General features: G+C 42.7%; 16 protein-coding genes. 5 read left to right on the top strand and 11 right to left on the bottom strand.

Going from position 1 to position 25225, the window contains the following annotated elements:
- Positions 1 to 244: 244 nt before the first annotated feature.
- The 4 genes from F1644_RS12810 to F1644_RS12795 are packed head-to-tail and all read left to right on the top strand — an operon-like array spanning position 245 to position 6726.
- Positions 245 to 3499 (top strand): SusC/RagA family TonB-linked outer membrane protein, encoded by a 3255-nt coding sequence (locus F1644_RS12810; RefSeq protein WP_118302904.1) that lies wholly within the window; start codon positions 245 to 247, stop codon positions 3497 to 3499.
- A gap of 7 nt (positions 3500 to 3506) precedes the next feature.
- Positions 3507 to 4916, top strand: coding sequence for a RagB/SusD family nutrient uptake outer membrane protein (locus tag F1644_RS12805; protein ID WP_118302902.1), 1410 nt, complete (start codon positions 3507 to 3509; stop codon positions 4914 to 4916).
- Between the two features lie 11 nt (positions 4917 to 4927).
- Entirely contained in the window at positions 4928 to 5869 is a 942-nt protein-coding gene (locus tag F1644_RS12800) for a hypothetical protein (protein WP_118302900.1), read from the top strand.
- Between the two features lie 17 nt (positions 5870 to 5886).
- Positions 5887 to 6726, top strand: coding sequence for a TlpA family protein disulfide reductase (locus F1644_RS12795; RefSeq protein WP_118302898.1), 840 nt, complete (start codon positions 5887 to 5889; stop codon positions 6724 to 6726).
- Between the two features lie 50 nt (positions 6727 to 6776).
- Here F1644_RS12795 and F1644_RS12790 read toward each other — a convergent pair whose 3' ends face one another.
- Positions 6777 to 7715: a DMT family transporter gene (locus F1644_RS12790; RefSeq protein WP_118302897.1), complete on the bottom strand. Its 939-nt coding sequence runs from the start codon at positions 7713 to 7715 to the stop codon at positions 6777 to 6779.
- Between the two features lie 180 nt (positions 7716 to 7895).
- Here F1644_RS12790 and F1644_RS12785 point away from each other — a divergent pair, with 180 nt between their 5' ends.
- The gene (locus F1644_RS12785) at positions 7896 to 11126 is read left to right on the top strand and encodes a glycoside hydrolase family 2 TIM barrel-domain containing protein (RefSeq protein ID WP_118302895.1); all 3231 of its coding nucleotides are present in this window, start codon (positions 7896 to 7898) and stop codon (positions 11124 to 11126) included.
- 44 nt (positions 11127 to 11170) lie between these two features.
- On the opposite strand, the gene F1644_RS12780 is transcribed toward F1644_RS12785, so the two are convergent.
- The 10 genes from F1644_RS12780 to F1644_RS12735 form a co-directional block, all read right to left on the bottom strand.
- The gene (locus F1644_RS12780) at positions 11171 to 11401 is read right to left on the bottom strand and encodes an RNA polymerase sigma factor (protein WP_087419294.1); all 231 of its coding nucleotides are present in this window, start codon (positions 11399 to 11401) and stop codon (positions 11171 to 11173) included.
- A gap of 269 nt (positions 11402 to 11670) precedes the next feature.
- Positions 11671 to 12939: a thioredoxin family protein gene (locus F1644_RS12775; RefSeq protein ID WP_118302893.1), complete on the bottom strand. Its 1269-nt coding sequence runs from the start codon at positions 12937 to 12939 to the stop codon at positions 11671 to 11673.
- Between the two features lie 20 nt (positions 12940 to 12959).
- Positions 12960 to 14087: a retropepsin-like aspartic protease gene (locus F1644_RS12770; protein WP_118303652.1), complete on the bottom strand. Its 1128-nt coding sequence runs from the start codon at positions 14085 to 14087 to the stop codon at positions 12960 to 12962.
- Between the two features lie 31 nt (positions 14088 to 14118).
- Positions 14119 to 15834, bottom strand: a complete 1716-nt coding sequence (locus F1644_RS12765) for a S8 family serine peptidase (RefSeq protein WP_118302891.1) — start codon at positions 15832 to 15834, stop codon at positions 14119 to 14121.
- A gap of 108 nt (positions 15835 to 15942) precedes the next feature.
- Positions 15943 to 16959, bottom strand: a complete 1017-nt coding sequence (locus tag F1644_RS12760) for a peroxiredoxin family protein (RefSeq protein ID WP_118302889.1) — start codon at positions 16957 to 16959, stop codon at positions 15943 to 15945.
- 13 nt (positions 16960 to 16972) lie between these two features.
- Positions 16973 to 17950, bottom strand: coding sequence for a hypothetical protein (locus F1644_RS12755; protein WP_087419290.1), 978 nt, complete (start codon positions 17948 to 17950; stop codon positions 16973 to 16975).
- A gap of 11 nt (positions 17951 to 17961) precedes the next feature.
- On the bottom strand, positions 17962 to 19503 hold the full coding sequence (locus F1644_RS12750) for a RagB/SusD family nutrient uptake outer membrane protein (RefSeq protein ID WP_118594351.1): 1542 nt from the start codon (positions 19501 to 19503) through the stop codon (positions 17962 to 17964).
- 12 nt (positions 19504 to 19515) lie between these two features.
- Complete coding sequence (locus F1644_RS12745; protein WP_229782358.1) at positions 19516 to 23061, bottom strand: SusC/RagA family TonB-linked outer membrane protein; 3546 nt, start codon at positions 23059 to 23061, stop codon at positions 19516 to 19518.
- A 149-nt stretch (positions 23062 to 23210) separates the two neighbouring features.
- On the bottom strand, positions 23211 to 24380 hold the full coding sequence (locus tag F1644_RS12740) for a FecR family protein (RefSeq protein ID WP_118305196.1): 1170 nt from the start codon (positions 24378 to 24380) through the stop codon (positions 23211 to 23213).
- 85 nt (positions 24381 to 24465) lie between these two features.
- Positions 24466 to 25011: a sigma-70 family RNA polymerase sigma factor gene (locus tag F1644_RS12735; protein ID WP_118305197.1), complete on the bottom strand. Its 546-nt coding sequence runs from the start codon at positions 25009 to 25011 to the stop codon at positions 24466 to 24468.
- Positions 25012 to 25225: the final 214 nt, after the last annotated feature.

Raw genomic sequence — 25225 nt, 5'->3', positions numbered from 1 at the left:
CAAGTTCTCAATTTTATGTACAGGATTTTGTACCACTTTAATTTTCTCTTATGCGACATTTAATCGGCTCTATATCTATTGATTTTCTGGACAATACAAAATAACAACCAGATTCCATGTTACAAAATAGGGATCTCAACAAATCCAATATAAAACAGGAGTGTATTCTGGCTTCAGACACTAAGAACACACTCCATCACGTTAATTAATTCACATTCCTATTAATTAATCAACAATCAAAATTATGAAAAAAAATCCACAAACAAAAGCGAGGCAAAAAAGAGTACTCGCACCCGTGAAAACAAAATTTCCCCGAAGACGAAAGGGATGGGGACTTGTCGTATTACCATTTTTGTGCTGTTTACCCTTATTGTCGAACGCAAATTACACAAGGCATCACACGGGAATGAACGAGCTTTCCACGTCAGGAAGTCCAACAAATGACACGAAAAAAGAGACCATCGTCATCCGGGGAATCGTGAAAGACAAAGAGGGAACCCCTCTACCGGGGGTGACGATCTTGATAAAGGGTTCAACCGTCGGTGTGTCCACGGACGTGAAAGGTGAATACGTGATGAACGTGGAAAAACGAGATTCTCTAGTTCTATTATTCTCGTTCGTGGGGATGAAGACGAAAGAGGTAAAGTGGACCGGACAACAAACGTTGAATGTCGTGTTGGAAGAGGATGTAAGCGAGGTAGAAGAAGTTGTCGTTATTGGTTACGGAACAACAACCAAAAAAGATTTGACCGGATCGGTGGCAAGTTTTGACTCCCGGATTATCGAAGAATCAACAGCGACAAGCGTGGCCCACATGATGCAAGGCCAGATTCCCGGCCTGAGCATTCTGGCAGGAGACGGGGCACCCGGTAGCCCCGCCCGGTTAGAGATTCGGGGAGTCCCGTCATTAAGCGGGGCAACCTCTCCTTTAATCGTAGTGGATAATGTCCCGATGACAAGTGATTTTGACATCAACGAACTAAACCCGGATGATATTCAGAGCATCGACATACTGAAAGGAGCCTCTTCTGCCGCCATTTATGGTTCAAGAGCCGCAGCCGGAGTCATCATGATCATGACGAAAGGCGGTAGACGAGACCAGAAACCGGTAATCAATTACAGCTATGATTACAGCATAACGAGCCTCGTTTCCGACGTAAACACGTTGACCACGGACGAGTTCAAAATGCTAGTCATGGAAGCCGTCCGCAATGGAGCAAAAGCGGAAGGATATGACGATATTACCAAATACTCCAAATACGCAACGTTTGCCGCATCGGATTTCTTCGGGGAGGCCAATACCCCGTGGATGAAATACATCATGCGAGACGGTTCCAAACAGCAACATAAAGTCTCCATCCGGGGAGGCGGCAGTTCCTTCGGGTATAACGCCTCTTTGGGCTACACGGATGAGCTGGGACAAGTGAAAGGAACGAATTACGAGAGATACACGTATGACATCGGTTTCAACGCCGATATTAATAAATGGATTCGGGCTACCGTGAAAGTTTCCGGGACTCTATCCGACAGGTTAAGTAATAATGCTGGTCTATCCACTGCGGCGAAAGCCCGTCCCGATATAAAGGCTTACAATGACGACGGTTCCTTGTATCTACATTCATATCTCTATTCGGGACGCACCTATTATGTCGTGAACCCGATTATCGAAATGGAAGAAAACACCACGGAGAGCGAAGACCACAACGTACGGCTCACGGGAAATCTGGAATTCCGAATTTTGCCCGAACTGAACCTGATCACCCAATACACGTACCAAACACGGAAGGGGGAACGTTACGCCTATCAGTCCAGCCGCACGCAGGCAGGTAGCGGTTACTGGGGAGACCAAAAAGGTTTCGGGAGAAAAACACATAGCAAAACCGATAGTAAAGAACTCGAAATACGCTTGTCTTACATGAAGGATTTTGGTGAGAATCACAAATTAACTGCCATGCTGGCAAGTAATTATAACGACGAGGAACAGGAATATTACACGCTATCCATGACCGATTTCCCGGATGACTACGTGCAGAATGCGATATGGCAAGGAGCTAATCCTTACAAATACGGGGCGGTAAACGGTAGTGCCAGCGGGTCCGTGTTGTTGTCTTTCGTAGGAAGAATCGAGTATAAATTCATGGATCGTTACCTCGTGACCGGGACAATACGTTCGGACGGTTCATCCAAGTTCTCCCCGAAATACAGATGGGGTACCTTCCCGTCATTTGCGGCGGCGTGGATCGTTTCCGAGGAGAACTTCTTGAAAGATTCCCCATGGCTATCTTTTTTGAAAATCCGTGCCGGATGGGGAAAAACGGGTAATGGTTGGGTCGGAGAATACGGATGGAGAACCTTGTATTCCTCTACCGATTATCAGAATATGCCGGCAACAATACCGAGCCAGATCGGGAATAACAAATTGAAATGGGAGTCAACCAAACAATATGATTTAGGGTTAGACTTCGGCTTTTTGAAGAACCAGAGAATAAGAGGTTCCTTAGGTTTCTACAAGAAGACCACGAAAGGCCTGTTATACCCTTTCACCATGGCATTGAGTACCGGGATGGAATCAACCAGCGTGAATTTTGCCAACATCGAGAACAAGGGAGTGGAATTTGACATCTCGGCCACGATCATCCAAAACAAGGATTGGAATTGGTCTTTCGGTTTCAATATCGGGAAGAACAAAAACAAAATTACCGGACTTGATGCGGAATACATCTCTGCCCCTGGACAAACCTACCTAAGTAACACGGTTATCCGGGAAGGAGAATCACTGGGATTAATCTATGGATTTGAAACTGACGGGGTATTCCGTTCTCAAGCTGAAATTGACTACTACGAATCACTGAACCCGGACTATCAATACCAAGAGCAATATTCTTACCGGAAAACCATTCCCGGAGATTTGAAATTTGTCGATCAGGACGGTGACGGCCGGGTAAATAAAGTGTACGGGAACCACGAGGATAAAATCGTGTTAGGATGTTCCCGCCCGGATTTCGAAGGAGGGTTCAACACCCGTTTAAGCTGGAAAGGCCTCACCCTTAGCGTGCAGGGAACATTCAGTTACGGGGCGCAAAAGGCATGGACGGCAGAGGCCAATCAATTCTGTTTTGCCTCCACGGGGACAGCGAACGTGCTGGACGTTGCGCTGAAACGCTGGACCCCGGAAAACCCGGATAGCAATTACCCGTGCGTGCGGCTAGATTTCTACAACAATGATTTTACAGACTTCTCCGTCTATAACGCCTCGTATCTTAAAATACAAAATGTCAATTTGGAATACAGGTTCCCCAAGTACATCGTGGACAAGACAAAGATATTCGGGAACATCAGTGTTTTCGCCTCTGCGAATAACGTGTATACCTTCACGTCCTATCCCGGCCCCTCTCCCGAATCGTGGAGCAGTGATGCCATCCAAGGAGCCTCGGTCGACACGGAGGCTTACCCAAAAACCAGAACGTTCAATTTCGGAGTGAAAGTAACCATTAAATGATTTGATTATGAACAAGATATTTTTATGTAGTTTATTGTTTCTCTTTGCAATAACAGGATGTGACAGCATGTTCGATGATGAACTCCCCCCACATGATTTAGTCGGGGAAAACGCCATCACGAACGAGACTTCCGCAGAAACGGCGTTAAACGGCATCTTCTCGAATTTACAGGGTTACGGGACAATGAGCGCGAATTACATTTGCGACAACGAATATCGCACGGGATTATTAACCGGGACCTACCGGGGAACATTCGAGACGGACGGCCTGCTAGGTTTCAAATTGACTGAAGAATACTCGTACGTTGCCGATCCTTGGGAATTAGCTTACAAGATGGTAAACGCGGCAAATAATTTCATCTATTACGTGGAAAAATTATCCGAGAACCTATTTGGTGAAAACCGGAAAACGGAAATGCTGGCAGAGGCCAAATTTGCCCGTGCATTCGGCCATGCGTTCCTACTAAGAAGATACGGGTATTTCTGGGATATAAACAGCCCTCTCGGGCCGATCATCCGTCTGGAACCTTCATCCATCTCAAATAATAGCATGGGACGCAGTTCCGTGAAAGAGAGTTACGAGAAAATATTCGAGGACCTAGACTACGCGATACAGCACGGTCCCCGATTTTATTCCAAATACCGCTCCTGCGCGACAACGGCCAAAGCTTTTAAAGCGGATATTCTAATGAATCGCGGAGAAGAGGGTGACTACGCGGAGGCGATTCGGTTGGCAAATGAAGTGATTGCCAGTGATGAGTTCGGATTGGAAGACAAATACGAAGACATTTTTGCCAACGGGTACTCTTCAAAAGAGTTGATGTTCACGAGACATATCAAGACTCCACCTAGCATGGATGATAACGTGGGCAGCCTGTTCAAAATGTTCGGTGGTGCAACCTATAAACCGACAGAGATGTATTTCGAGATTCTGACCCAAGACGATAAGCGTTACGAGGCTACTTTCGACTCCGTGATGCTCGGCAACGGGACGGCTACACGAAAGACGCAGGTGTGGAAGAAACATTACGTCACGTCCGGCGATTGCCCGATGTACTACATGCGGGTGGCCCAGATGTACTTGATCAAGGCCGAGGCTATGGCTCGCACGAATGCCTCCATAAAGGATTGTCTGGACGTGCTAAATGTCCTGCGTCTTCGCTCCGGTAACACGACTTTTGAGGCGGCCGATTACAGTTCCCTGTCAGACGTGCTGGAAGAGGTGTTCCGGGAGAATGTACGGGAAATCGGGATGGAAAACGGGGCTATATTCTATCTCGCCGTGAGATATACCGAGGGCGGTCGTCGGAAGTTGAAAGACATGAACCCGAACTTCGAGCATGACGATCAATTATGCTTCCCTATTCCGAAGGCCGAATTGGAACACAATTTCGTAGTAGAGCAAAAACCTTTATAATACCAAACAATATGATGAAAATGAATATATTGAAAAACGGATTCCAAGCATTAATTATTATGTCATTGATGGTTGCCTGCTCACTCGGCGACGTATTGGAACCCTCCGATGGAGTGAGTATGGCATTAATGGAAACGGTTGACACGGTGGTAGCCCTGCCGGGAGACACGATAAGTTTCAAGTTTATAGCGTCGACTAACGGGGCTACTTTACGTCGCATTGAAATCGTGGAAAAGAGCCATGATTTCAATGAATTGAAGGATTCTATCCGGTTCGCTCTAGTGGATGAAACACTGGAACTGACGGTAGACGAAGAGGGATATTTATCCCGTCCCGTTTCCACCGTGATGATGATTTATCCCGTTATCGTACCCAATGACAAAGCAATCGTGGGCGAAGTGCTCAGCATGACCTTCAAAGCGTATAACGACAAGGGAAAATCTGGAAGTATAAAATCCTCGTTCAAGATCGTGAACTATGTTCGAAACACGAGTTGGTTATGGTTGTATAAACTTGCTGGCAAAACTCAAGGAAGTATGTTTTTTAATCCGGCAAAATACAAGGCCTATTCGAATAACACTTACGGGACTCACAAGGACGAGATCGACGTGGCGGCCTACACGGCAAACGACGGGAAACACTATTTCCTGAATCCGGCCGACAAGGAAACGCAAGCCCTGTTCGTGGTAGATGGGATGAATTACGATGCGTCATCCATGAGGACAACAAAGTTTATTCCACTGGATGATGTTAATTTTGACCTTGCCGGAGACGCGGAACTGGAACAGATGGACTTCTCGAAAGCCGTGAATAAAGTCGAAGTGACAACCGGAAGTGTCATCGGCTTCGAGAACCAAGACGGGCAACGGGGAATTCTAAACGTGAAAATATCATCTTCCATCTACCCGACCATCCAGTGTAAATTCCAAGCGGTGGCTAAAAAACAAGAATGATTTAATCCCGAAATATCATGAAGAACATATTTATAATCATTATTTTAACGTTCTGCCCTCTCGTCAGTTTACTTGCGCAGGACAAATACGAAGTATTCAGAAAGGAGATGTCCCTCATCGAGAAACAAGAGAATGAATATCGAAAAGTAATTTGGGGTGAAAACGATTTTTCCCAAGATTACAAAGACAGCATTTATAAAAAACATCAAGTACTGGTGAAAGAAAAGGTCGAGTTTGCCAAGAATGCCATTCGAGAGAATAGAGATGACGAACGATTCCTGAAAGTGTTGGATATTTATGTACGTAATTTCTTATCCTTGGATGAATTTGAAACCGAACTGAAAAGTTTTTCACCCAAGGTACAGAAGATGGAAAACTGTCAACGTTACTTCGAGTTTATCAAGTATGCAAGGATCAATGTCCCCGGTAAACCATGTATTGATTTCGAGATGAAAGGCCATAACGGGGAAACCATAAAATTCTCGGACGTGTATAAAAAACATAAACTTGTTCTTGTGGACTTTTGGGCATCCTGGTGTGGTGCGTGTCGAGCAACCATACCTTCAATTAAAAAAATGTACGCAGACTATCACGAGAAAGGCGTTGAAGTGGTCAGCGTGTCATTAGATGACAATAAAAAAGCGTGGGAGAAAGCATTCGAAGAGGAAAAAATACCTTGGATAGACGGGAGCAACCTGTTAGGATGGAAAGATCCCGTCGTTCTTTGGTATGCTATCCGAGGAATACCTCACAAGGTATTGGTGGATCAAAACGGGATTATCGTCGCCAGCGGTTTTCATCAACTAGGTAGCTTAGAATATCAAATCAATAAATATCTTAATTCCCACAAAGACTAATTATGAAAAGAGAGGACCATATCATTACGGTCCTCTCTCTTATTTGTCAGTTAACACGTCGGCTTTCTCTTTATCGGGAGTTTCGGGAAAAGTTTCCTAAAACGTACTAAATAAGTCGTAACATTACTTCCCGCAACAATAATCGTCACGGCAAAAACGATCATCATGATCCCGCACCCCACTCTTACGGTTAAAGGCTCCCCGAAAACCGTCACCCCGAAGAACACGGCTGTTAAAGGCTCCAACGCCCCTAAAATAGCAGTTGGGGTCGAACCGATATACTGGATGGCCTGAGTGGTACAAAGAAACGATATAGCAGTCGGGAACACGGCCAAGGCAACCAGATTACCCCACAAATACCATGTGTCTACTACACGCAGACTAGCCCCGAAATCGACACGAACCAAAAACAGAGACAACCCGAAAACTAAAACATAGAATGTCAGCTTTAGTGTCGCAATCTCTCGCAACAAGGGTCTATTCACAGCGACAATGTAAATGGCATATGACAAGGCCGAGGCGATAACAAGAATCACTCCCGTCAGACTCAACACCGAACCATCCTCCCCCTTGTAAAGCAAGGCAATACCACCCAATGCCAACATGATACACAAAATTGTTTGTAACGTCAGTTTCTCTTTAAAGAGAAAAGCCATGATCAAGGCCACCATGATCGGGTAAACGAACAACAAGGTCGATGCAATACCGGCTGCCATGTAATTATAACTCTGGAACAAAGTAAGTGACGAGAGAGCCACCAGCAACCCCATGATAATTAACGGCAGAATCTCCTTCCGCTTCAATTTGAAATCTCTTCCCCGCAACTTAATCATCGCTCCCAACACCGGAATAGCAAACAAATACCTGAAAAAAAGAACTGAATCCGGATTCATCCCCGCCTCGTACAGGGGAAGGGCAAACAAGGGATTCATCCCGTAAGTTGCTGCCGCAATGACCCCTAACACGTATCCTTTAGCTTTTACATTCATAACTGTAAATGATTACATTAAATTGGCAGCAAAGATATAGTTTTGTTTGTCATCATGAATGATCATTCTGTTCAAATTATTTTCTTGACACACACTATATTGAAGGTTTGAAGAAACAGGATACCACTTTTAACAAAAAAACACTATCTTTAGACTTCAAAACCTCAAACTACATACAAAATGAAAAAACTATTCTCCACGATTATCTGTTGTTTAATCTGTTCCATGGCTTTCATGCAAGTGAAACCGGAATGGCAAGACGAGACCATACCCTTTATCGGGAAAGAATATCCCCGGACGGCATTCATGACCTACAGTAATGTGGATAAAGCCCGGAGTAATGATTTCAACACATCCCCTGATTACAAATCGCTCAACGGGAAATGGAAATTCAACTGGGTTCCCTCCTACAAAAAACGCCCCATGAACTTCTATAAAACAGATTTCGACGATTCTGCATGGGGAGAAATTGACGTCCCGGCAAACTGGGAAGTAAACGGTTACGGAACTGCACTTTACACGAATCACCCTTACGAATTCTGTCCTCGTAACCCACAACCACCTCTTTTGCCGGAGGAAAATCCAGTGGGATCTTACCGGAAATACATCGAGATACCCGAACAATGGAACGGGAAAGAGATATTCCTACATATCGGTGCGGTAAAATCGGGATGCTACCTGTACGTGAACGGCACAAAAGTCGGGTATAGCGAGGATTCCAAGACAGCCGTGGAATATAACATTACCCGCTACTTGAAACCGGGGCGTAACCTTATCGCCCTTGAAGTATACAGATGGTCGACGGGAAGCTACCTGGAATGTCAGGACTTTTGGAGAATCAGCGGGATCGAACGGGACGTTTACTTGTTCGCACAATCCCCCGTACATCTTCGAGATTTCTCGATCCAACAAGATCTGGACAGCACATACAAAAACGGACTTTTCGGGCTGGATTTATTCCTAGAAAACGCCAATCCCCGGCAAACGGGCCAAGTCACCGTCTCCTACCAACTGGAAAGCACCTCGGGAACACGAGTGGCAGAAGGGACACAAACCATTAAAATAGATTCCATCGCAACAGTCCATTTCGACACGAAGATAGCCCAAGTCGCCCCATGGACGGCCGAAACCCCAAACCTGTACCAGCTGTTTATCCGGATCGAACAACCGGGGAAAAAACCGGAAATCATTCCTTTCCGGGTCGGTTTCCGAAAACTGGAAATCCGGGGGAACCAATTCCTAGTAAACGGTCGTGCCGTACTGATTAAAGGCGTGAATTATCATGAACACAACGAGCACACGGGTCACGTTCTCAGCAAGGCGGATATGCGCAAGGATTTCGAGAACATGAAACGCCACAATATTAATGCCGTACGATGCTGCCATTACCCCCAGCAAAGACGCTTTTACGAGCTTTGTGATGAATTCGGATTCTACGTTTGTAACGAAGCGAATATAGAATCCCACGGCATGGGCTACGATCTTCGCAAAGGAAGAACACTAGGAAATAACCCGAACTGGCTGAACGCCCATATAGATCGGACCATAAACATGTACGAAACCGGGAAGAATTATCCCTGTGTCACGTTCTGGTCTCTAGGGAATGAAGCCGGGAACGGGTATAACTTCTACATGACTTACAACTGGCTAAAATCCAAGGACACGACACGTCCCGTACAGTACGAGAGAGCCCTTCTCGAATGGAACACGGACATCTACTGCCCGCAATACCCGGGCGCAACCACGCTGGAGAAATGGGGCAACACGCAAACGGATCGCCCTTATATCATGTCGGAATATGCCCATGCCATGGGAAACAGCACCGGAAACCTCATGGACCTCTGGGATGTGATCTACCGTTATCCCAATCTACAAGGCGGGTTCATCTGGGATTGGATTGACCAAGGAATCCTCGTGCAAGATGAAGAAGGAACCCCGTTCTGGGCATACGGCGGAGATTTCGGGGAAAACTCCCCGTCTGACGGAAACTTTTTGTGTAACGGAGTGGTCGGCCCTGATCGAGAACCGCACCCCGGTTTAACCGAAGTGAAAAAGGCCTACCAGTACGTGTGGTTCCAACCCGTTGATCTGAGAAAAGGAATCATCCGGGTAGAAAATCGATACGATTTCACGAACTTGAATCAATACACGATCGAGTACACAATACAGGCAAACACGGAAACCGTACAGTCCGGAACCCTGCCCACGCAACATCTCGCCCCCGGGGCAAACAAACAGCTCACGATTCCACTCAGGAACGTGAAGAATAAACCCGGAACGGAGTATTTCCTGAACCTTTACGTGAAATCCAAACAAGCAACGTCCGCCGTTCCTGCCGGCTACATCGTGGCCTCAGAACAATTCAGATTACCGGATTACACCCCGGCACCCGTGTTCCGCCCCACCCCTGAAAAAACACTAACCATGGAAGAGAACGGACCAGAAATCCATATATCCGGCACGAATATCGACTTCGTGTTTAACAAACAGAAAGGATACGTGACTTCCTACCGCGCCAATGGCATTCAATATATTGCCGAAGATTTCGGGTTCCAACCTAACTTCTGGCGGGGCCCCACGGACAACGATTATGGCAATGGAATGCCGAATCGTCAGCAAGGCTGGAAACAAGCAAGCAAGAATTTCAAGATTGCCGGGATCAGAACCTCTACTTCCGCAACAAACACGAACCTAACCATCACGTACAGGCTTCAAGAAACCAACAGCAAGTACCACGTGTCTTACACGCTATACCCGTCAGGCATGATCCACGTGGCCTGCCATCTGGAAACACAACCGGATGTACCTGAACTTCCCCGAATCGGAGTACGTTTCAGAATCCCCACGGACATGAATCAACTGGAATATCTCGGACGAGGCCCCGAGGAAAACTATTGTGACCGGAATAACGGAACGCTTATCGGCCATTACAAAAGTACGGCCGAGCAACAATACGTTCCATACGTACGGCCACAAGAAAACGGCCACAAGACGGAAACCCGCTGGCTGGCACTCACGGATAAAACCGGGAAAGGCCTCCTGTTCATTGCCGACTCGAACTTCATGGAGTTTAACGTTTCACGTAACCGAATTGAAGACTTCGACGGGGAAGAATCCAATCGCCCGTACCAATGGCAAAACTTCACGAAAGATGAATCCCATGACCCGCTCATGGCGAAAAACCGGAAACCTAAACAAACGCATATCAACGACATCTTCCCCCGCAATTTCGTGGAAGTATGCCTAGATCACCGCATGATGGGTGTTGCCGGGGACGATGCCTGGGGATCTCAACCTTACCCCAAATACAAGCTCCCGACAAACAAGGATTACCACTGGAATTTCACCATTCTACCGATCAAAAATAACATGGAAATCAGCGAGAAGCTAAGTTATCAGTACTTACCCTAGAAAATAAATGAAGTCGTACCGATGAAAGTACGACTTCATTCATCTCACACGATTCTCATGATCTGCAACCAGAAAAATAAACCACCCAAGCGGCTTTTTAATCGATAAATAGCCTCCCTTTTACAAGCTCGCACGTCTTTTTCCGGAAGAGAAAGAATTTCTGCAATTTCCTTGTTATTCCTACCTTGAAGGTATAACCAAAATATCTCCCTGCAATCTTCAGGTAATTCCGTAATAGCTAAATACAACTCTTGATAAATATCTTCCCGTACCAAATTAAAACCCTTTCGTCCAAATGATCACGGGCAAATATAAAACATTCTTTCCAACAAACAAAACCCTATCTAGTGGATAAAGTTTATAGACTGATAAAGAATGTAAAGTTAATCCTAAAACGGGAAAGTTGAAATTCACCTAATATCTCCAAGTTTAATAACAGACTAATCCTAATTATCTCTATAAAGATGGAAAATCATACCCTTATAAAAATAAGGGAGATTATCAGTTTTGACAATCCCCCCGAATCAATAATCCTTATTGAAAACTATTTCAGTAATTGCTCCATGATGATCTTCTCCACTTTTCCCGGTTCCGCCCCAATCTCTTGTATAGGCTTTCCTCCCATCGGTAAAAACATAAACGTGGGCAGTGCATTTATACCAAACTTATTACACAATTCCTTTTCTTTATCTGCATTCACTTTCAAGAAAATCACCTTATCCTTGTACTTAGCGGCCAGCTGCTCCATAAATGGCATCATTTTCATACAAGGGCCACACCAAGATGCCCAAAAATCAATCACAACAGGCTTATCTCCTTTAAACGTGAAATCAGTCTCTTTCAGGTAATCGTGAATATTCTCACGGAAATAAACCCCGGTAATCTCGTTCACCTTGCCACTTTCCACGGTAACATGATTCTCGATGACATCATCTTTTACCGTAACCTCATCAAATGGCTGGAAATAAATAGTCTGACGCAAAAAATCCACAGAAAGTAAACCATGCTTTAATATTTCGGTACCAATCACAGAACGAATTAACGATTTATTTTCAGCAATCGAAACATCTTTAAAAGCCATCCGTACGAAATCACATTGTCCTACAACCTTAGCCGGAACCATGACCAAAGTTTTACCGTAACCGGCATAAACCTGTACATTCTTTCCTGCAGTCCCTGTCAACCGGGCAAAATCCGTCGCATTCAATTCCACAAGCCCTTTATTCCAAGTATCCAACATACAGGAAAAGGTGACTCCATCAATAGTTATCGGACATTCCATGCCAACCCCTTGAAGCAATTGTGCATTCGCCCGGTTTGTTAATTTCATATAAGAGGGACGATAAGGTTGGGACATGGTCAATTTCTTACGCTGGGAATCAATCGTCAGAACCACCCGCTGGAAAATTGCTCCTCCCACAATCCCGGCAACACCCAGTTCCCGCAAATAAGGTTCGTCCTTTAAAACAAAAGCACCAAGCCCGTTAGCAAAAGCGTTATTCCCAAAAGAAATTGAATTCAAAGAAACTGAACGAAAGGTCGGGATATTCTTGTATTGGAAACAATCATACGGGATTTTCGCCTTCTCGGTCGTATCTATATTAAATTTTTCCACGTATTCAGGCAAAATAGCCGTCTGCCCGGCCAAATCCAACACGAAATCAGCCTCCACGCTATTTACCAAACAAGTAATGATAATCTTACCATCAACTTCTTTATACTCTCTTACCTCGGATACGGTATTTTTCATCTGTGCCCGTGATACCAAAGGCAATAATATCATGAAACAACAAACCCACAATATATTTTTCATACTCTAATTTATTTTCTCAATTAATAAACAATTACTTTCTCTCCTTGACGAGTAAGCACCGTCACCTTTGTTTTCTTTTTTGCTTTCAATTCCGGAATCCCGTTAATAATACTCTCGCAAAAATCATATTTACCCACTGGTTTCCCGTTAATTTTAATTACCTTATCCCCCATCTCTATCTCTCGTTGTATTTCTCCCCAAACAGCTCCCACCACGAGATCTCCATCCTTTACCAGAAAACCCACATCATGACTTTTATTCAAATATTTGCTCTCCGTCTCGTACGCATCAAAATAGAAACGCCCCCGGGGATAATCTATAATCACTTTCCCGTAATTCAATAATTCCATCCCCAACAAAGTATAAGGAGGAGTACTTGTCTCCGCAATCACCTCCCGAAACTTAGCCACTCCTACGGACAGCAAGGGAAATTTCACTCGATGAACAGTATCTGATGCCGCTTGTCCCCCCACGCTAATGGCTCCTGTCGTGTATCCTTCAGCAACAAGTTCGACGACGGCATTAGCTTGTAGAGAGTTGAAATCTGTCTTTTTCAAGGAGAAGAACTTAGGGCACCCCGTGTCAAACAAACAAGTTAGGTTATACCCACCATTCACGACAAGGGAGATTATCGGCATCCCTGCCGTCACAAAAGGACGCATCGTCCGAAAAGATGTAATTGATTCCTTTTCCGCTGTTTGAAGCGTGATCATCTTTTTCTTCCCGTCAATCTCCAGTATAAGTTTAGCAAGTAGATCACTACCTATCAGTCCATCAACTTGAAAGCACGCAAAAGGAGAGGGTTCCGCAATCGTCATGGCAGAGGTCTCTCTAAATTCGAATACATTATCAGGAGTTTTGATACTTTGAACTAACACCAAAGGATAGAAAGACTTTTTCCCATTCGCATCTGTTACGGACAAAGAATCCGTCACTGTCAATCCCAGTTCCCGGCAAAACTCCCCGGTCAAAGTTGTCCGGGATGCTCCCGTGTCGAAAATAAATGACCGTAACATTCCATTCACGTTCATATCCACAACCATCTTTCCCCCAACTAACCGGTAGGGGAATTCCGATTTATAACGTTGAGCTACCACCGAAGAAACCCAGATACAAAGGAAGCACAAAATAAGAATCGGATATTTCATAATTTTACCCTTTACTCTCATTATATTCCAATTATTTACTCCATTCATCGGCAACTTTCACGGCTTCCAAGGCATTCACGATTCCGGCAGAGAGACACAATTGATCGAAAAGATATAAATCCACGTATTTCTTTCCTTCTCTCTGCACGTTTTTCTCCAACTCAATTCCTTTCCGTGAAGTAACGGTCTTCAACAATATATCACGAATCTGTCCTCCCGTCAACTTCGGGTAGTAAGTTTTGATTAAAGCTGCCACACCCGCAACGGTCGCTGCGGCCATCGGGACTCCATTCCCGAATTGGTAAGTATCTCCCGTACAAGTAGAAAAGAGTTTCATTCCCGGTGCAAAGATATCCAATTCCTTAGACCCGAAATTCGAGTTGGCAGACGGCATTCCATCCTTACCCGACATTCCTACCGTCATCAGGTTCGTGAACTCCTTGCCGCCATCCATCCAACGATTGGGGAAGAAAATATTTTCATTCAAATCCCGAGAAAGTTCATGTACCGGAACAATGACCAATGCACCTTTTCCCTCTGCATAACGAATGGCCTCGCTCATCCATTGTTTCTGTTCTTCCGGATATAAAGAATTCTGTTGCGGAAGCATAATCACGGAAGCCCCATGATCCACGGCATAACGAATAGCCAATGCCATATCTTTCAAATAAGGTTCACCCTCACCAGCTTGCACAACCAAGGTCATAATCTCCGCTTGATCGGCAATTGGGTTATTTCTTCCTTCCACCCCGCGCTGACCGACAATCACCCCTGCAATCATGGTTCCTATTGCGGCATCCGCCGTTAAAAGTACATTATTTCCATATACCCGATCATTTATATCGAGATAGTTGTCTCCAACAATCGCCTGACGACCGTCATTCCCATATTTCGCATAAGTCCGATCATATTTTTGTTGTCCATCAGTAAAACGACTCTCGGCAACAAAAATTTTGTAGATTGATTCCCAATCATCCGTTCTTCTCGTATTAGCAACAATTTGAATCCCATATAATATCATCCCTCGAATTGAGGTATCGTCCTTGCTTGGAGCACAAACCTCAATCACATCCGCAACCGTAATCTTTTCCTTGTTCGGATATTTAGCCCGAACCTCTTTGTCAAATAATCGGGTATAATCGGCTGAAACATGATCCATCCATTTTGTACTCATAGCCTGTGCCAAACGAGATTCTTTATAAACACATTGCCGATAATAATTAAATTCTTCGGCATTCTCAGGTGTGAATATTTCTTTCTTCCCGGTAGCAAAAGAATAATAAATATCCCCATCACGAACCACATCCCCATACTTATCCTTGAAACGTAAAAACTCACGTTCCCCTTCACGCATCACGAAAGGCATCACCTGACCGTCTTTCCCTCCAATAAAATTCCAACCATTCACGTCATCCACATACCCGTTCTTATCATTATCTTTTCCATCCGCTTTTTCTTTCTTATTTTTCCAGATATTAGCCTTCAATCCCTCATGCTCCGTGTCTATCCCCGTACCGATAAGAGCTACAATTGGCCGGGCCTTCACCTTTTTCCCTTTCAAGAATTCATAGGCCTCGTTCACACAAGCTCCGTACACTCCATCCTTCTCGAAAGAACAATTGTACCAGTCTCTATCCACCTGATTCTTTTCTTCCACTTTTGTTTTTTGTTTTACCAATTGTGCATTCACCGCTCCACTTATGGCAACAAAAACACTTACAATCAGAGTAATAACATACTTTTTCATCTTTACAGTCTTTTATTTTTTATACAATACAAACCCTTTTTCAATTGAAAATTGAAAATGCAGAATTGAAAATTAGAATGAACTTACAAAATGATTATAATCACTAAATCATAACTTACCTTCTCTCGCTTTCTCGATAGCTTCTTTTACTTTTTCACCTCGCAGATCCCGGGCTACAATTTTACCCTCCTTATCAATCAAAACAAGAAAAGGAATCTGGTAGAAACCGTAAGCCGTTTGAACCTTATTGGGTTTATTTCCTTTCGTGAATCCCTCACTATCCCACAAAGTAACCCAAGGCAATTGATCCTCTTTCACCATTCGCCGCCAATCTTTCTCCCAGTTATCCAACGATATACTGATGAACACCAAATCATCCCCTTTCAGTTTATCATAAATCGGGATTAACTTTTTTGCCTCCAACCGACACCCACCACACCAAGATGCCGAAAAATCAAGCAACACGAATTTTCCCCGGAAGTCACTCAAACTTACCTCGTTTCCATCAACATCCACAAAGGTAAAATCGTAAGCCTGAGTTCCGACAGCAATACTCTGTCGCTTTGTAACTTCATCCACCAAGTATTTCACCACTTGAGCCTCTCGTCCATCCTCCGGGATCAAATCCAATACTCGTTTGTAGGATTCGTAATCGTGCCCGAGATAAATCTTGTTCAGATACATCAAAGCCCCACGTATCACAGGCTCCAGACTCTCGTCTTTCTCCACGAAGTTCTTAAATACTTCCTTTTTGAAAACCTGCTCTTTACACTGCCCCATGATCTCTAACAACTTCATGTGTAAATCAATCCCCTCGAATTCCAATGTACTCTCTTCTGGTTTTTGGTCATTCAGGAAACCATTCATACTCACCACGTTGTTTGTGAGAATAATTTGTTCCGTGTAATCACCGATATGGAAAATATACAAGTCTTCCCGGATATTCACGGGTTTAGTCTTGAATTCTTTATCGCTTTTCACTGGGTATTCGACAATCGTCTTCCCGACTAAATCAGTTACCTTGATCGTCAGTGGACGTAGTGTCCTCAGTTTTCCCTGTAGGGAAAACTGAGCAGACACGCTTAACGTCACGCAAATAAATAATATTGATATCAATAATCTCATAACTTATCACCTATTATTCATTCTTTCCAATTATAGCTGGTAACTCTGCCATCTGAGTAATATCCCAACTATATTTATCTTTCATATATTTTACCGTTGAATCATAATACCGGATAATTAACGGATATTTCTCTTGTGGATACTTTATCAACACGGAATCCCGAGTATAACGTAAACCTAATTTCAAATAATTCGCAAAATTGGTTTTAGCGTCAATCGTACCCGAAGGATTCGTAAAATTATAAGCAGTAGGAACCATATTTCCAGGATATCCCAACTTCATGTAATAATTCTCCGCACTAACAGTTGTACTATATTTTTGCGAATAATCAAAATCCCCTCCTGACTGAAATTCCGATGGAATTGCAATCTTCCCTTTATTTACCATCTTAGCCAGAATATTTTGCAAAATAACAGTTCGCCGTGCTTTATATTCCCATGATGTCTTCGGTAAATCGTAAGGCTTATAAGGCTTAATAATTAAACCGTTAGGATATTCAATATAAGCGAGGTTCTCTTCCTTTGCCCGAAAAGAAAATCCCCAATAATCCAATCCATCCCAATAACAAGCTAAAGGAGCAAATCCCCCGGAAAACCCTCCGGTCATTCGCAGATCGTCCACTAAATAAATATAATTCGGTAACACCCCTTTACATAGCTCCGGTTTCAAAAAGACAAATACCTGACTTTTCATGAAATTCGAATAAAACGCTGCATAATCATCACTTAATGGTTCCCCACGATATTTTATCGTGTACGTTCCGGACCATGCCTGATTCAAATCCAAAGAATCAAAAGCCGTGTAAATCGGAATTGTCCCGAAAGTATTTGCAATCTCTTCTAAATCCTGATCCCAAGTACTGTTTCCTTGTGGAAACTCAAAACGACTAATACTGGAAGCATCTTCACTCCGGGGATATAACTTATCCTCATCGTTGCAGGCAACAACTGTCACGAGCAAAAGCAAATTAAAAATATACTTGAATTTCATGGTTCCTCGTTTTATTGTAATATTTTCTTTGTTGTCAATCTATTCTGTTTCAATGCCGGATTACGTTCTATTACATCAGAAGAAATCGGTAGCGTATAGGCTGCATCTTCTTTTTCAATCACGTAATTTCCCAAGTAATCACCATATTCAATCCAACGCCGTTTAAAACTTGGCATACCGTAACGGCGTAAATCAAACCACCGTTGACCCTCGAAACAGAGTTCCCGACGACGCTCTTCCCGAATAAAATTCAATAACTCCTCCCCGGAATAATTGACTTCATAATTCTTCCCTTCCGCATACCGTTTTTCTCGTAGTTCATTAATCATTCTCAGAGCCAATTCTTCATCTGTATTATACACAGCCTCCGCCAATATCAGATAAGCCTCGGATAAACGCAAAGACATACCGAACACCGTATTGTATTTCACGCTATTATTATAATTCATGATACATTTACTCCACGGAAGATAATGGCCCTCAGCTGGTTTAAGATCCTTCGGTTGTGCATTATCTGCACCCCTCAACTCTTGTACGAGATACAATGTCTTTCGTAAATCTTCCTCTTCAAAACAATCAATTAATCCTTGTGAAGCATTAACCATATAAGCCAATGTTTTTCCGTCCTCCATATAATCTGCCAACCCAATTGTCGAAACAAAATCCGAAGCACTTCCATAAGCCCAGATTGTCTCCGGATTCTCTAACGACACATAATTGGGATAAGAAGCATCAACCCCGGCCACAATCTCATCAACCTTGATAAATGACTTCAAGTCATATAAACTATAGTCCCAGTCTTCTATAACTTTCCGAGCATACTTAGCCGCCCCTTCCATATCCTCCATGTGTAAACATACACGAGCATGAAGTAACTCCACAGCAGGCAAATTAATTCGATAACTCGCTTTATTCTGTGATGCTTCCGGTAAAGTCAGAAAATTTTTCTCAGCCTCATTCAGATCCTTAATAATTTGCTCGTACACTTCTCCCACAGTCGCACGTTTTTCGTAATTATCGGATAAACCACTAGCTAGTTTCAAAGGCACTCCATCAGCAGCTTTGTTATAATTGTAAGGTTCTCCAAAAAGATTTACTAAGTTGAAGTAAAAAAATGCACGCAAAGCATACGCTTGAGCCGCAACATATGCCTTATCCTCTACAGAACCAGTAACATCACTTAAATAATCCAAGGCTGCATTCGTACCCAGAATAAACTGATAATACGTTTTCCATTGTTTCATGGCATTAGTACCACTTTCGTACAAATCATACATTTCAGGATCCCAAGAATAAACCAGCCGAAGGTTCTCTATCGCAGATGTTGTTCTCTGTGCAATATACACGTCACTCATCTCAATATCATCATCTAAAGCACCGTGAAGACTAAACAATCCAGTAGTAGTGGCTTTCGGATAAGCCTCACCAAGTAACATCTCATTCAATGCATCCGCAGTTTCCGGAACATATTCGCTAGGTGAATCCGGTTCTAGAAAATCTGAACATCCACTCAATCCCACAACTAAAATTATACTGAATAATATTTTTTTCATACTTCAATCCATTTAAAAACCAACATTAATTCCTAAAGAATAGGTTTTCGGCATTACCCGATCTTGCGCCTCCGGATCAAAACCATTATAACGTTTAGAGGCAATAACAAACAGATTATTCACAGATGCGGTAACAGCTAGATTGTTCAGCCCGAACTTCTGAATCATCTTATTATTTAATCTCCAACTCAAATTTATACCCCGGCAACGCAAAAATGATCTCGGAACAGTCAATGCATCCGAATACGAATATGCTTGCAGAACATCGTAATTACCGCCTGTCGGCAACTTCATCATTTTATCTGAATTCCCAATCATAAAACCTGGAATATTAGTATGGGCTTCATCACCCGGCTTTTTCCATCGTTTTAATAAATCCTTGTTAAGATTCTTATCAGGGTCTGGCATATAACTTCCATTCTGCATATCACGATACGGAGACTTCAATCGAGTTACTCCACCCAATAACAGGGAGAATGTGGTTCCCAAAGTAAAAGAATGATACCGAATATTTAAATTCAATCCACCTGTGAAATAAGGATCTTTCTGACCAGAATATACCAAAAAACTAGTCCGATCCCCGTTATATTCCTCTTCCGACATGATTCGATTAAACGTAGGGCGACCATTTTCCGGATTCAATCCGGCAAAATCAAATGACCATATACTTCCTAAAGGATATCCTTTTTTCAGAATCATTACGCTACTTCCAACAAGATATGTACTTACATCAACAACTTTTTTATCCGTCTGTCCTCCGGAATTCCAATTCTTAGAAGAGTTCACACTCATATTGATACCAAAATTATCTGTATTCACCGGAGTAAAAGAAACTGTAAATTCAATTCCTTTATTATAAATAATACCACCATTAACAGACATCGTACTCTGCCCATTCTCATAAGGAATATCCATGCTAATAATTGCATTAGAACGTCGAATATAATAATCGATATTTGCATTCACCTTTCCAAAAAACTGTAGATCTAAACCAAAATTCCATGAATGAGTACGCTCCCATGACAGATTCGGGTTAGGAATAGATTTAATCGCCGAGTAATACTCATTATAAATCCCCATCACACCCTTTTGATTTAAGATCAAGTCTGGGCTGAGGTTAGTCAAGGCATTTCCCTGAATACCCCACGTGGCTTTTACATTTACATTCGTTAAAACCCTTTGATTTTGCATGAATGGTTCCCCACTCATTCTCCAAGAGGCTCCCAAAGAATAGGTCGGGTCAAAACGTTTATTCGTATTCTGCCCGAAACGATTGGATGCATCATTACGAACGTTAAAATTAAAAACATACTTATTTTTCAACGAATAAGCCAATGTCGCAAAGACTGAAAAGAAATTATTCGTTTGCTCACTCAAAGTACTTTTACCGTTATACAATTCTTCAAATATACCGTATCCATCCAGTGCTGATCCTCCTCCAACCGGTGAAAAATCATTCGGAAGAGTCGGAAGAACAGTTAAATTACCTCGATCTGGGATATATCCGTAACGTGTATACTGATCATTTTTATTTTTGGTAGAACGAGCTTCAACGGCTATCATGGCATTCAACCGATGGATCTCATTAAAAGTTTTCGAAAATAACACCTTATTTTGAATATTATACGAACTCACTGTAGCTGCAGAACTGAACAAGACTCCACCGAATGGCAAAATAGCCGCTTTAAACCACGGATCCTCGGCATCAATCGAGCCATAATCATATCCTCGGTAGCTTTCTGCAATTGCAGATGAACGTTCTAACTGCCATGCTTGACTGTTCGTAGTATTATATGAATAGCCTCCAGTAAACTGATAAGTTAACCAATTCAATATCTTCCATTGAAAATCAAAATTCAAATTCAAATTACTTGTATTCACCTCTGAACCCGTATTCTCCAATTCATTTAACACGTTAAAACCGATAGACTCTGCCTCTTTATTATATTTATAATCAAGCTTCTTACGATAATAAGAATAGCTTCCATCTTCATTAAAGGCTGCAATAGAACGGCTTGTGGTCAAAGCATAATTCAAAGGATCCACCCCATTAAATCCCTTATTCGTTCCAGTTGTTCCATTCATTGTTAAATTTATACGAACATTTTCACGTAAGTTTACTGTAACAGCTGCCCTACCAGTCAAACGTTCAGAACTATTTCCCTTTTCCTGCCCATCATTCTGGTTATATCCCACCGAAAGAGCATAATTTACTTTTTCCGATGCACCAGTTACACTCACGTTATGATTATGCCCGAAACTCGTTCGAGTCAACAAGTCCAACCAGTCTGTATTAACCGTTTCCAAATTATTACGAACCTTTATAAATTCATCAGACGTAAGTTCCCCATCCTGAAACATTCTCAATGCTCCCTCATAAGTATACATTTGTTTTACCGGTTCTCTGAAATACCTTAATCCATCCGCAAAAGCATCCTCACTGAACTCTATACGTTCCTGTGAGTTCATCAAGTTAAAGTTTTTATACTTCGGACGAGGTGCAACCGAAAAGTTACCGGAATAATTAATCGACATACGCCCCACTTTACCTTTCTTTGTTGTGATAACAATAACCCCATTAGAAGCCTTGGAACCATATATAGCAGTGGCAGAAGCATCTTTCAATACAGTAATTGTTTCAATATCATTCGGATTCAGCCAAGAAACCTGATTACCAATAATCTCTCTCATGTCCTCAGCCATATTAGAACTAGCATTAATAGAGATAGGATCATCCTGAATGATTCCATCCACCACCCAAATTGGATCTTGGTTACCTAACAGGGTTGAAGTCCCCCGAATCTGGATTTTAGGAGAAGCCCCTGCACGAGTACTGGAACTCAACACCATCATTCCCGGTACTTGTCCCTGTAACATCTGATCGATATTAGCATAAGCCGGCATCATAATATCCTCAGCTTTCACTGTCGTGTACGATCCCACCATATCTTTCCGGTTCACATTCTGATAACCAGTACTCACCACGGTCACCTCGTCCATCTCGTTCACGGTCTCTTTCAGCACAACGTTAATCGTATCCTGGCCCGTGTATTTCACCTCCTTCGTTTCCATTCCTACGAAAGAAAACAGTAATGAAAGATTTTCCACCTGCGGTAGCCTCAACATATACTTACCATTCGCATCCGTAGCCGTACCGACTGTTAACCCCTTCACAATAATTGTTACTCCCGGTATCGGTTGCTTTTTATCATCCGTCACCCGACCGGTAATCTTTATTTCCTTTTTTTGTTGGGGGTGGGCTAATTTACGAACAATCACGATCCGATCCACGATCTCGTAATCAAAGCCATTCTGACGTAATACCTGATCTAAAATCTGTTTCAGTGTTACATCTTTCAATTCCATACTTTGTACTTTGCAATCCCCCAAACTTTCTCTACGATACACAAACTCATAATCCGTGTTCGCCTTCAAATATTCCAGCACGTCTTCAAGCATCTCGTCATGGAATACCACATCCATTTTCTGTTCTTGCGAGTAACTCATGGCACTTACAGAACCAAATGCAACAAGCAAAATAAAAACTTTCAATGTCATAACTAACAGAATTTTTCGCAATCTTCTCCCAAGAAGACTACACGTCATACTCTTTTTTTTCATACATTTGTAAAGTATTACATTAAACATTCATCTGCGACCAACAGATGTTTGGCAAAGGGGGAATCGACCAAATTCCCCTTTTTTATTTATTGATAAACAGTTACAGTTTGATTTTTCACGTTAAACTTCACTTCACCCGTTTTCTCCAATATATTCAAAACCGACTCGAAAGAGGTATAACGAGGAATTTTACCCTTAAACGTAGCCTCCTTTAAAGACGTATTCTGATAGAAAACCGTAAAATCATACCAACGAGCCAGTTTTGACATAATCTCTTCCAAGGTATGATTCTCCAACACGAACATCCCGTTTCGCCAGCTTATCACCTCCGCCACATTCACTTTCCGGGTGTACATCTTTTCATCATTCACCACGGATTGCATCCCCGGATCAAGAATCACGGTCTGTCCATCGGCATCCACCTTCACTTTCCCACTGACCAAAGTGGTATACGTATTCTTCTCTTCCGGATAGGCATCCACGTTAAACTCAGTTCCTAACACTTCCACAGTCTGTTTTTTCACGACAACACGGAAAGGCTTTCTCTCATCCTTCATCACTTTAAAATACCCCTCTCCCTCTAATTCCACCTCTCGTTTATCATTTCCAAAAGTAACCGGATATTTCAGTTTAGAATCGGCATTCAACCAAACCCGGGTACCATCGGACAAAATCAAGTCAAACTCGGCTCCCTTTGGGACTTCAATCGTATTATAGGCCAATTGCGCTTGCTGTGGTAAATTCTCTGCCGAGTAAGACAATGTTGATTCTCCGGTCTTCTTTACTAAAATTCCAGCCTCTTCAAAATCCCCTTTCAAACTATCCAACAACATCGTAGTCCCGTCATCTAACCTTAACACAGGACGCTGCGATTTCATCAAAGCGATCGAAACCTGTTCCTTTACAGGTTCTTCTGTTTCCCTCTCGAACAAATATAAGCTACCGAACACGGCCACGACAAATACTGCCGCCACGGTTCCCCAACGTAAAACCCGTAATCTTACCTCTTTCTTACGTTGGAGCTGCACTCGCTTTTCCATATCCAGCAATGCTTTCCGACGACCAATTCTTTGGTAGTTCTTAAAACCGACCTCTAGGAATTCTCCATCTTGCCAACGATCATACAACAGCTTATTTTCCGGAGAAACTTCTCTCCATTCTTCCAACTCCCGAAGTTCTTCTTCAGAAAGCTGTCCAACCCGCTGTCGGGCAAGTAATCCAGCTATTCGAAACCATTTTTCATTCCCACACGTCATAATACGGTTATTTTTTTAATCCCCCCTATAACGCAACACCCCTCAAAAGGGGCAATAAAAAATTGAAGTTTTTTCAAAATAATTTCTATAACCCTGAAAATAAGAATAGAAACAAAGAAGGTTCTAACTTTTTACGCAAGAAATCCAAGGCCGTCGCCTTGTATTTTTTCACGGAACTATCGGATAAACCTAATTTTTCTGCAATTTCCACGTTCTTTAACCCTTCCATGAAACTCATTTCAAAAACGATCCTCGCCTTCTCCGGCAATTCTTCGATGGCGCTATACAACAATGTCTGAGCCTCTTGATCAATCACTGAATTGGCAAAACAAGATACATCCTCCAACTCCCGGACATACCGCTCCCGGGCTGAATTTTTTCGGTGAATACTAATGATGTCATTTTTGATCGCCATATAAAGAAAAGCCTTAAACGTGTACACGGAATCGAATTTATTTCTTCTTTCCCAAGCACTGAAAATAGCATTCTGTACGCAATCCTCTGCCAAAAACTCGCTCTCTTCCCCCAAATACTTGATGGCATACAAGATTAATCCCGGATAAACATTCCGATACAACAAATCTAACTTTCCTTGCTGAAAATCAATTAATATTTGGGTATTCCAATTCACTTATCAAGTTTTATCATGCAAGTATAAGGAAAAAATCAGACTCAAGAAACTCACGGTCCAAAAAGATACTCACTCTCTTAACAAGTTTATTCATAAAGAGAGGTTGAGACTAAAAATCCCAACCTACATCCATTATTCAATCCTGATCTAAAATCTACACGAACAAGCTAACACTTTCTCTATAAACATAGAAATGTTCTCTCACACTCATATT

The sequence above is a fragment of the Butyricimonas paravirosa genome (genome assembly GCF_032878955.1).
GTDB classification, from domain to species: Bacteria; Bacteroidota; Bacteroidia; order Bacteroidales; family Marinifilaceae; genus Butyricimonas; species Butyricimonas paravirosa.
This window is presented reverse-complemented; position numbering and strand designations above follow the sequence as displayed.

Excerpts from the sequence above, each read along its gene's own strand:
- F1644_RS12810 (WP_118302904.1), top strand. The coding sequence starts at position 245 with ATGAAAAAAAATCCACAAACAAAAGCGAGGCAAAAAAGAGTACTCGCA.
- F1644_RS12805 (WP_118302902.1), top strand. The coding sequence starts at position 3,507 with ATGAACAAGATATTTTTATGTAGTTTATTGTTTCTCTTTGCAATAACA.
- F1644_RS12800 (WP_118302900.1), top strand. The coding sequence starts at position 4,928 with ATGATGAAAATGAATATATTGAAAAACGGATTCCAAGCATTAATTATT.
- F1644_RS12795 (WP_118302898.1), top strand. The coding sequence starts at position 5,887 with ATGAAGAACATATTTATAATCATTATTTTAACGTTCTGCCCTCTCGTC.
- F1644_RS12790 (WP_118302897.1), bottom strand. The coding sequence starts at position 7,715 with ATGAATGTAAAAGCTAAAGGATACGTGTTAGGGGTCATTGCGGCAGCA.
- F1644_RS12785 (WP_118302895.1), top strand. The coding sequence starts at position 7,896 with ATGAAAAAACTATTCTCCACGATTATCTGTTGTTTAATCTGTTCCATG.
- F1644_RS12775 (WP_118302893.1), bottom strand. The coding sequence starts at position 12,939 with ATGAAAAATATATTGTGGGTTTGTTGTTTCATGATATTATTGCCTTTG.
- F1644_RS12770 (WP_118303652.1), bottom strand. The coding sequence starts at position 14,087 with ATGAAATATCCGATTCTTATTTTGTGCTTCCTTTGTATCTGGGTTTCT.
- F1644_RS12765 (WP_118302891.1), bottom strand. The coding sequence starts at position 15,834 with ATGAAAAAGTATGTTATTACTCTGATTGTAAGTGTTTTTGTTGCCATA.
- F1644_RS12760 (WP_118302889.1), bottom strand. The coding sequence starts at position 16,959 with ATGAGATTATTGATATCAATATTATTTATTTGCGTGACGTTAAGCGTG.
- F1644_RS12755 (WP_087419290.1), bottom strand. The coding sequence starts at position 17,950 with ATGAAATTCAAGTATATTTTTAATTTGCTTTTGCTCGTGACAGTTGTT.
- F1644_RS12750 (WP_118594351.1), bottom strand. The coding sequence starts at position 19,503 with ATGAAAAAAATATTATTCAGTATAATTTTAGTTGTGGGATTGAGTGGA.
- F1644_RS12745 (WP_229782358.1), bottom strand. The coding sequence starts at position 23,061 with ATGACATTGAAAGTTTTTATTTTGCTTGTTGCATTTGGTTCTGTAAGT.
- F1644_RS12740 (WP_118305196.1), bottom strand. The coding sequence starts at position 24,380 with ATGACGTGTGGGAATGAAAAATGGTTTCGAATAGCTGGATTACTTGCC.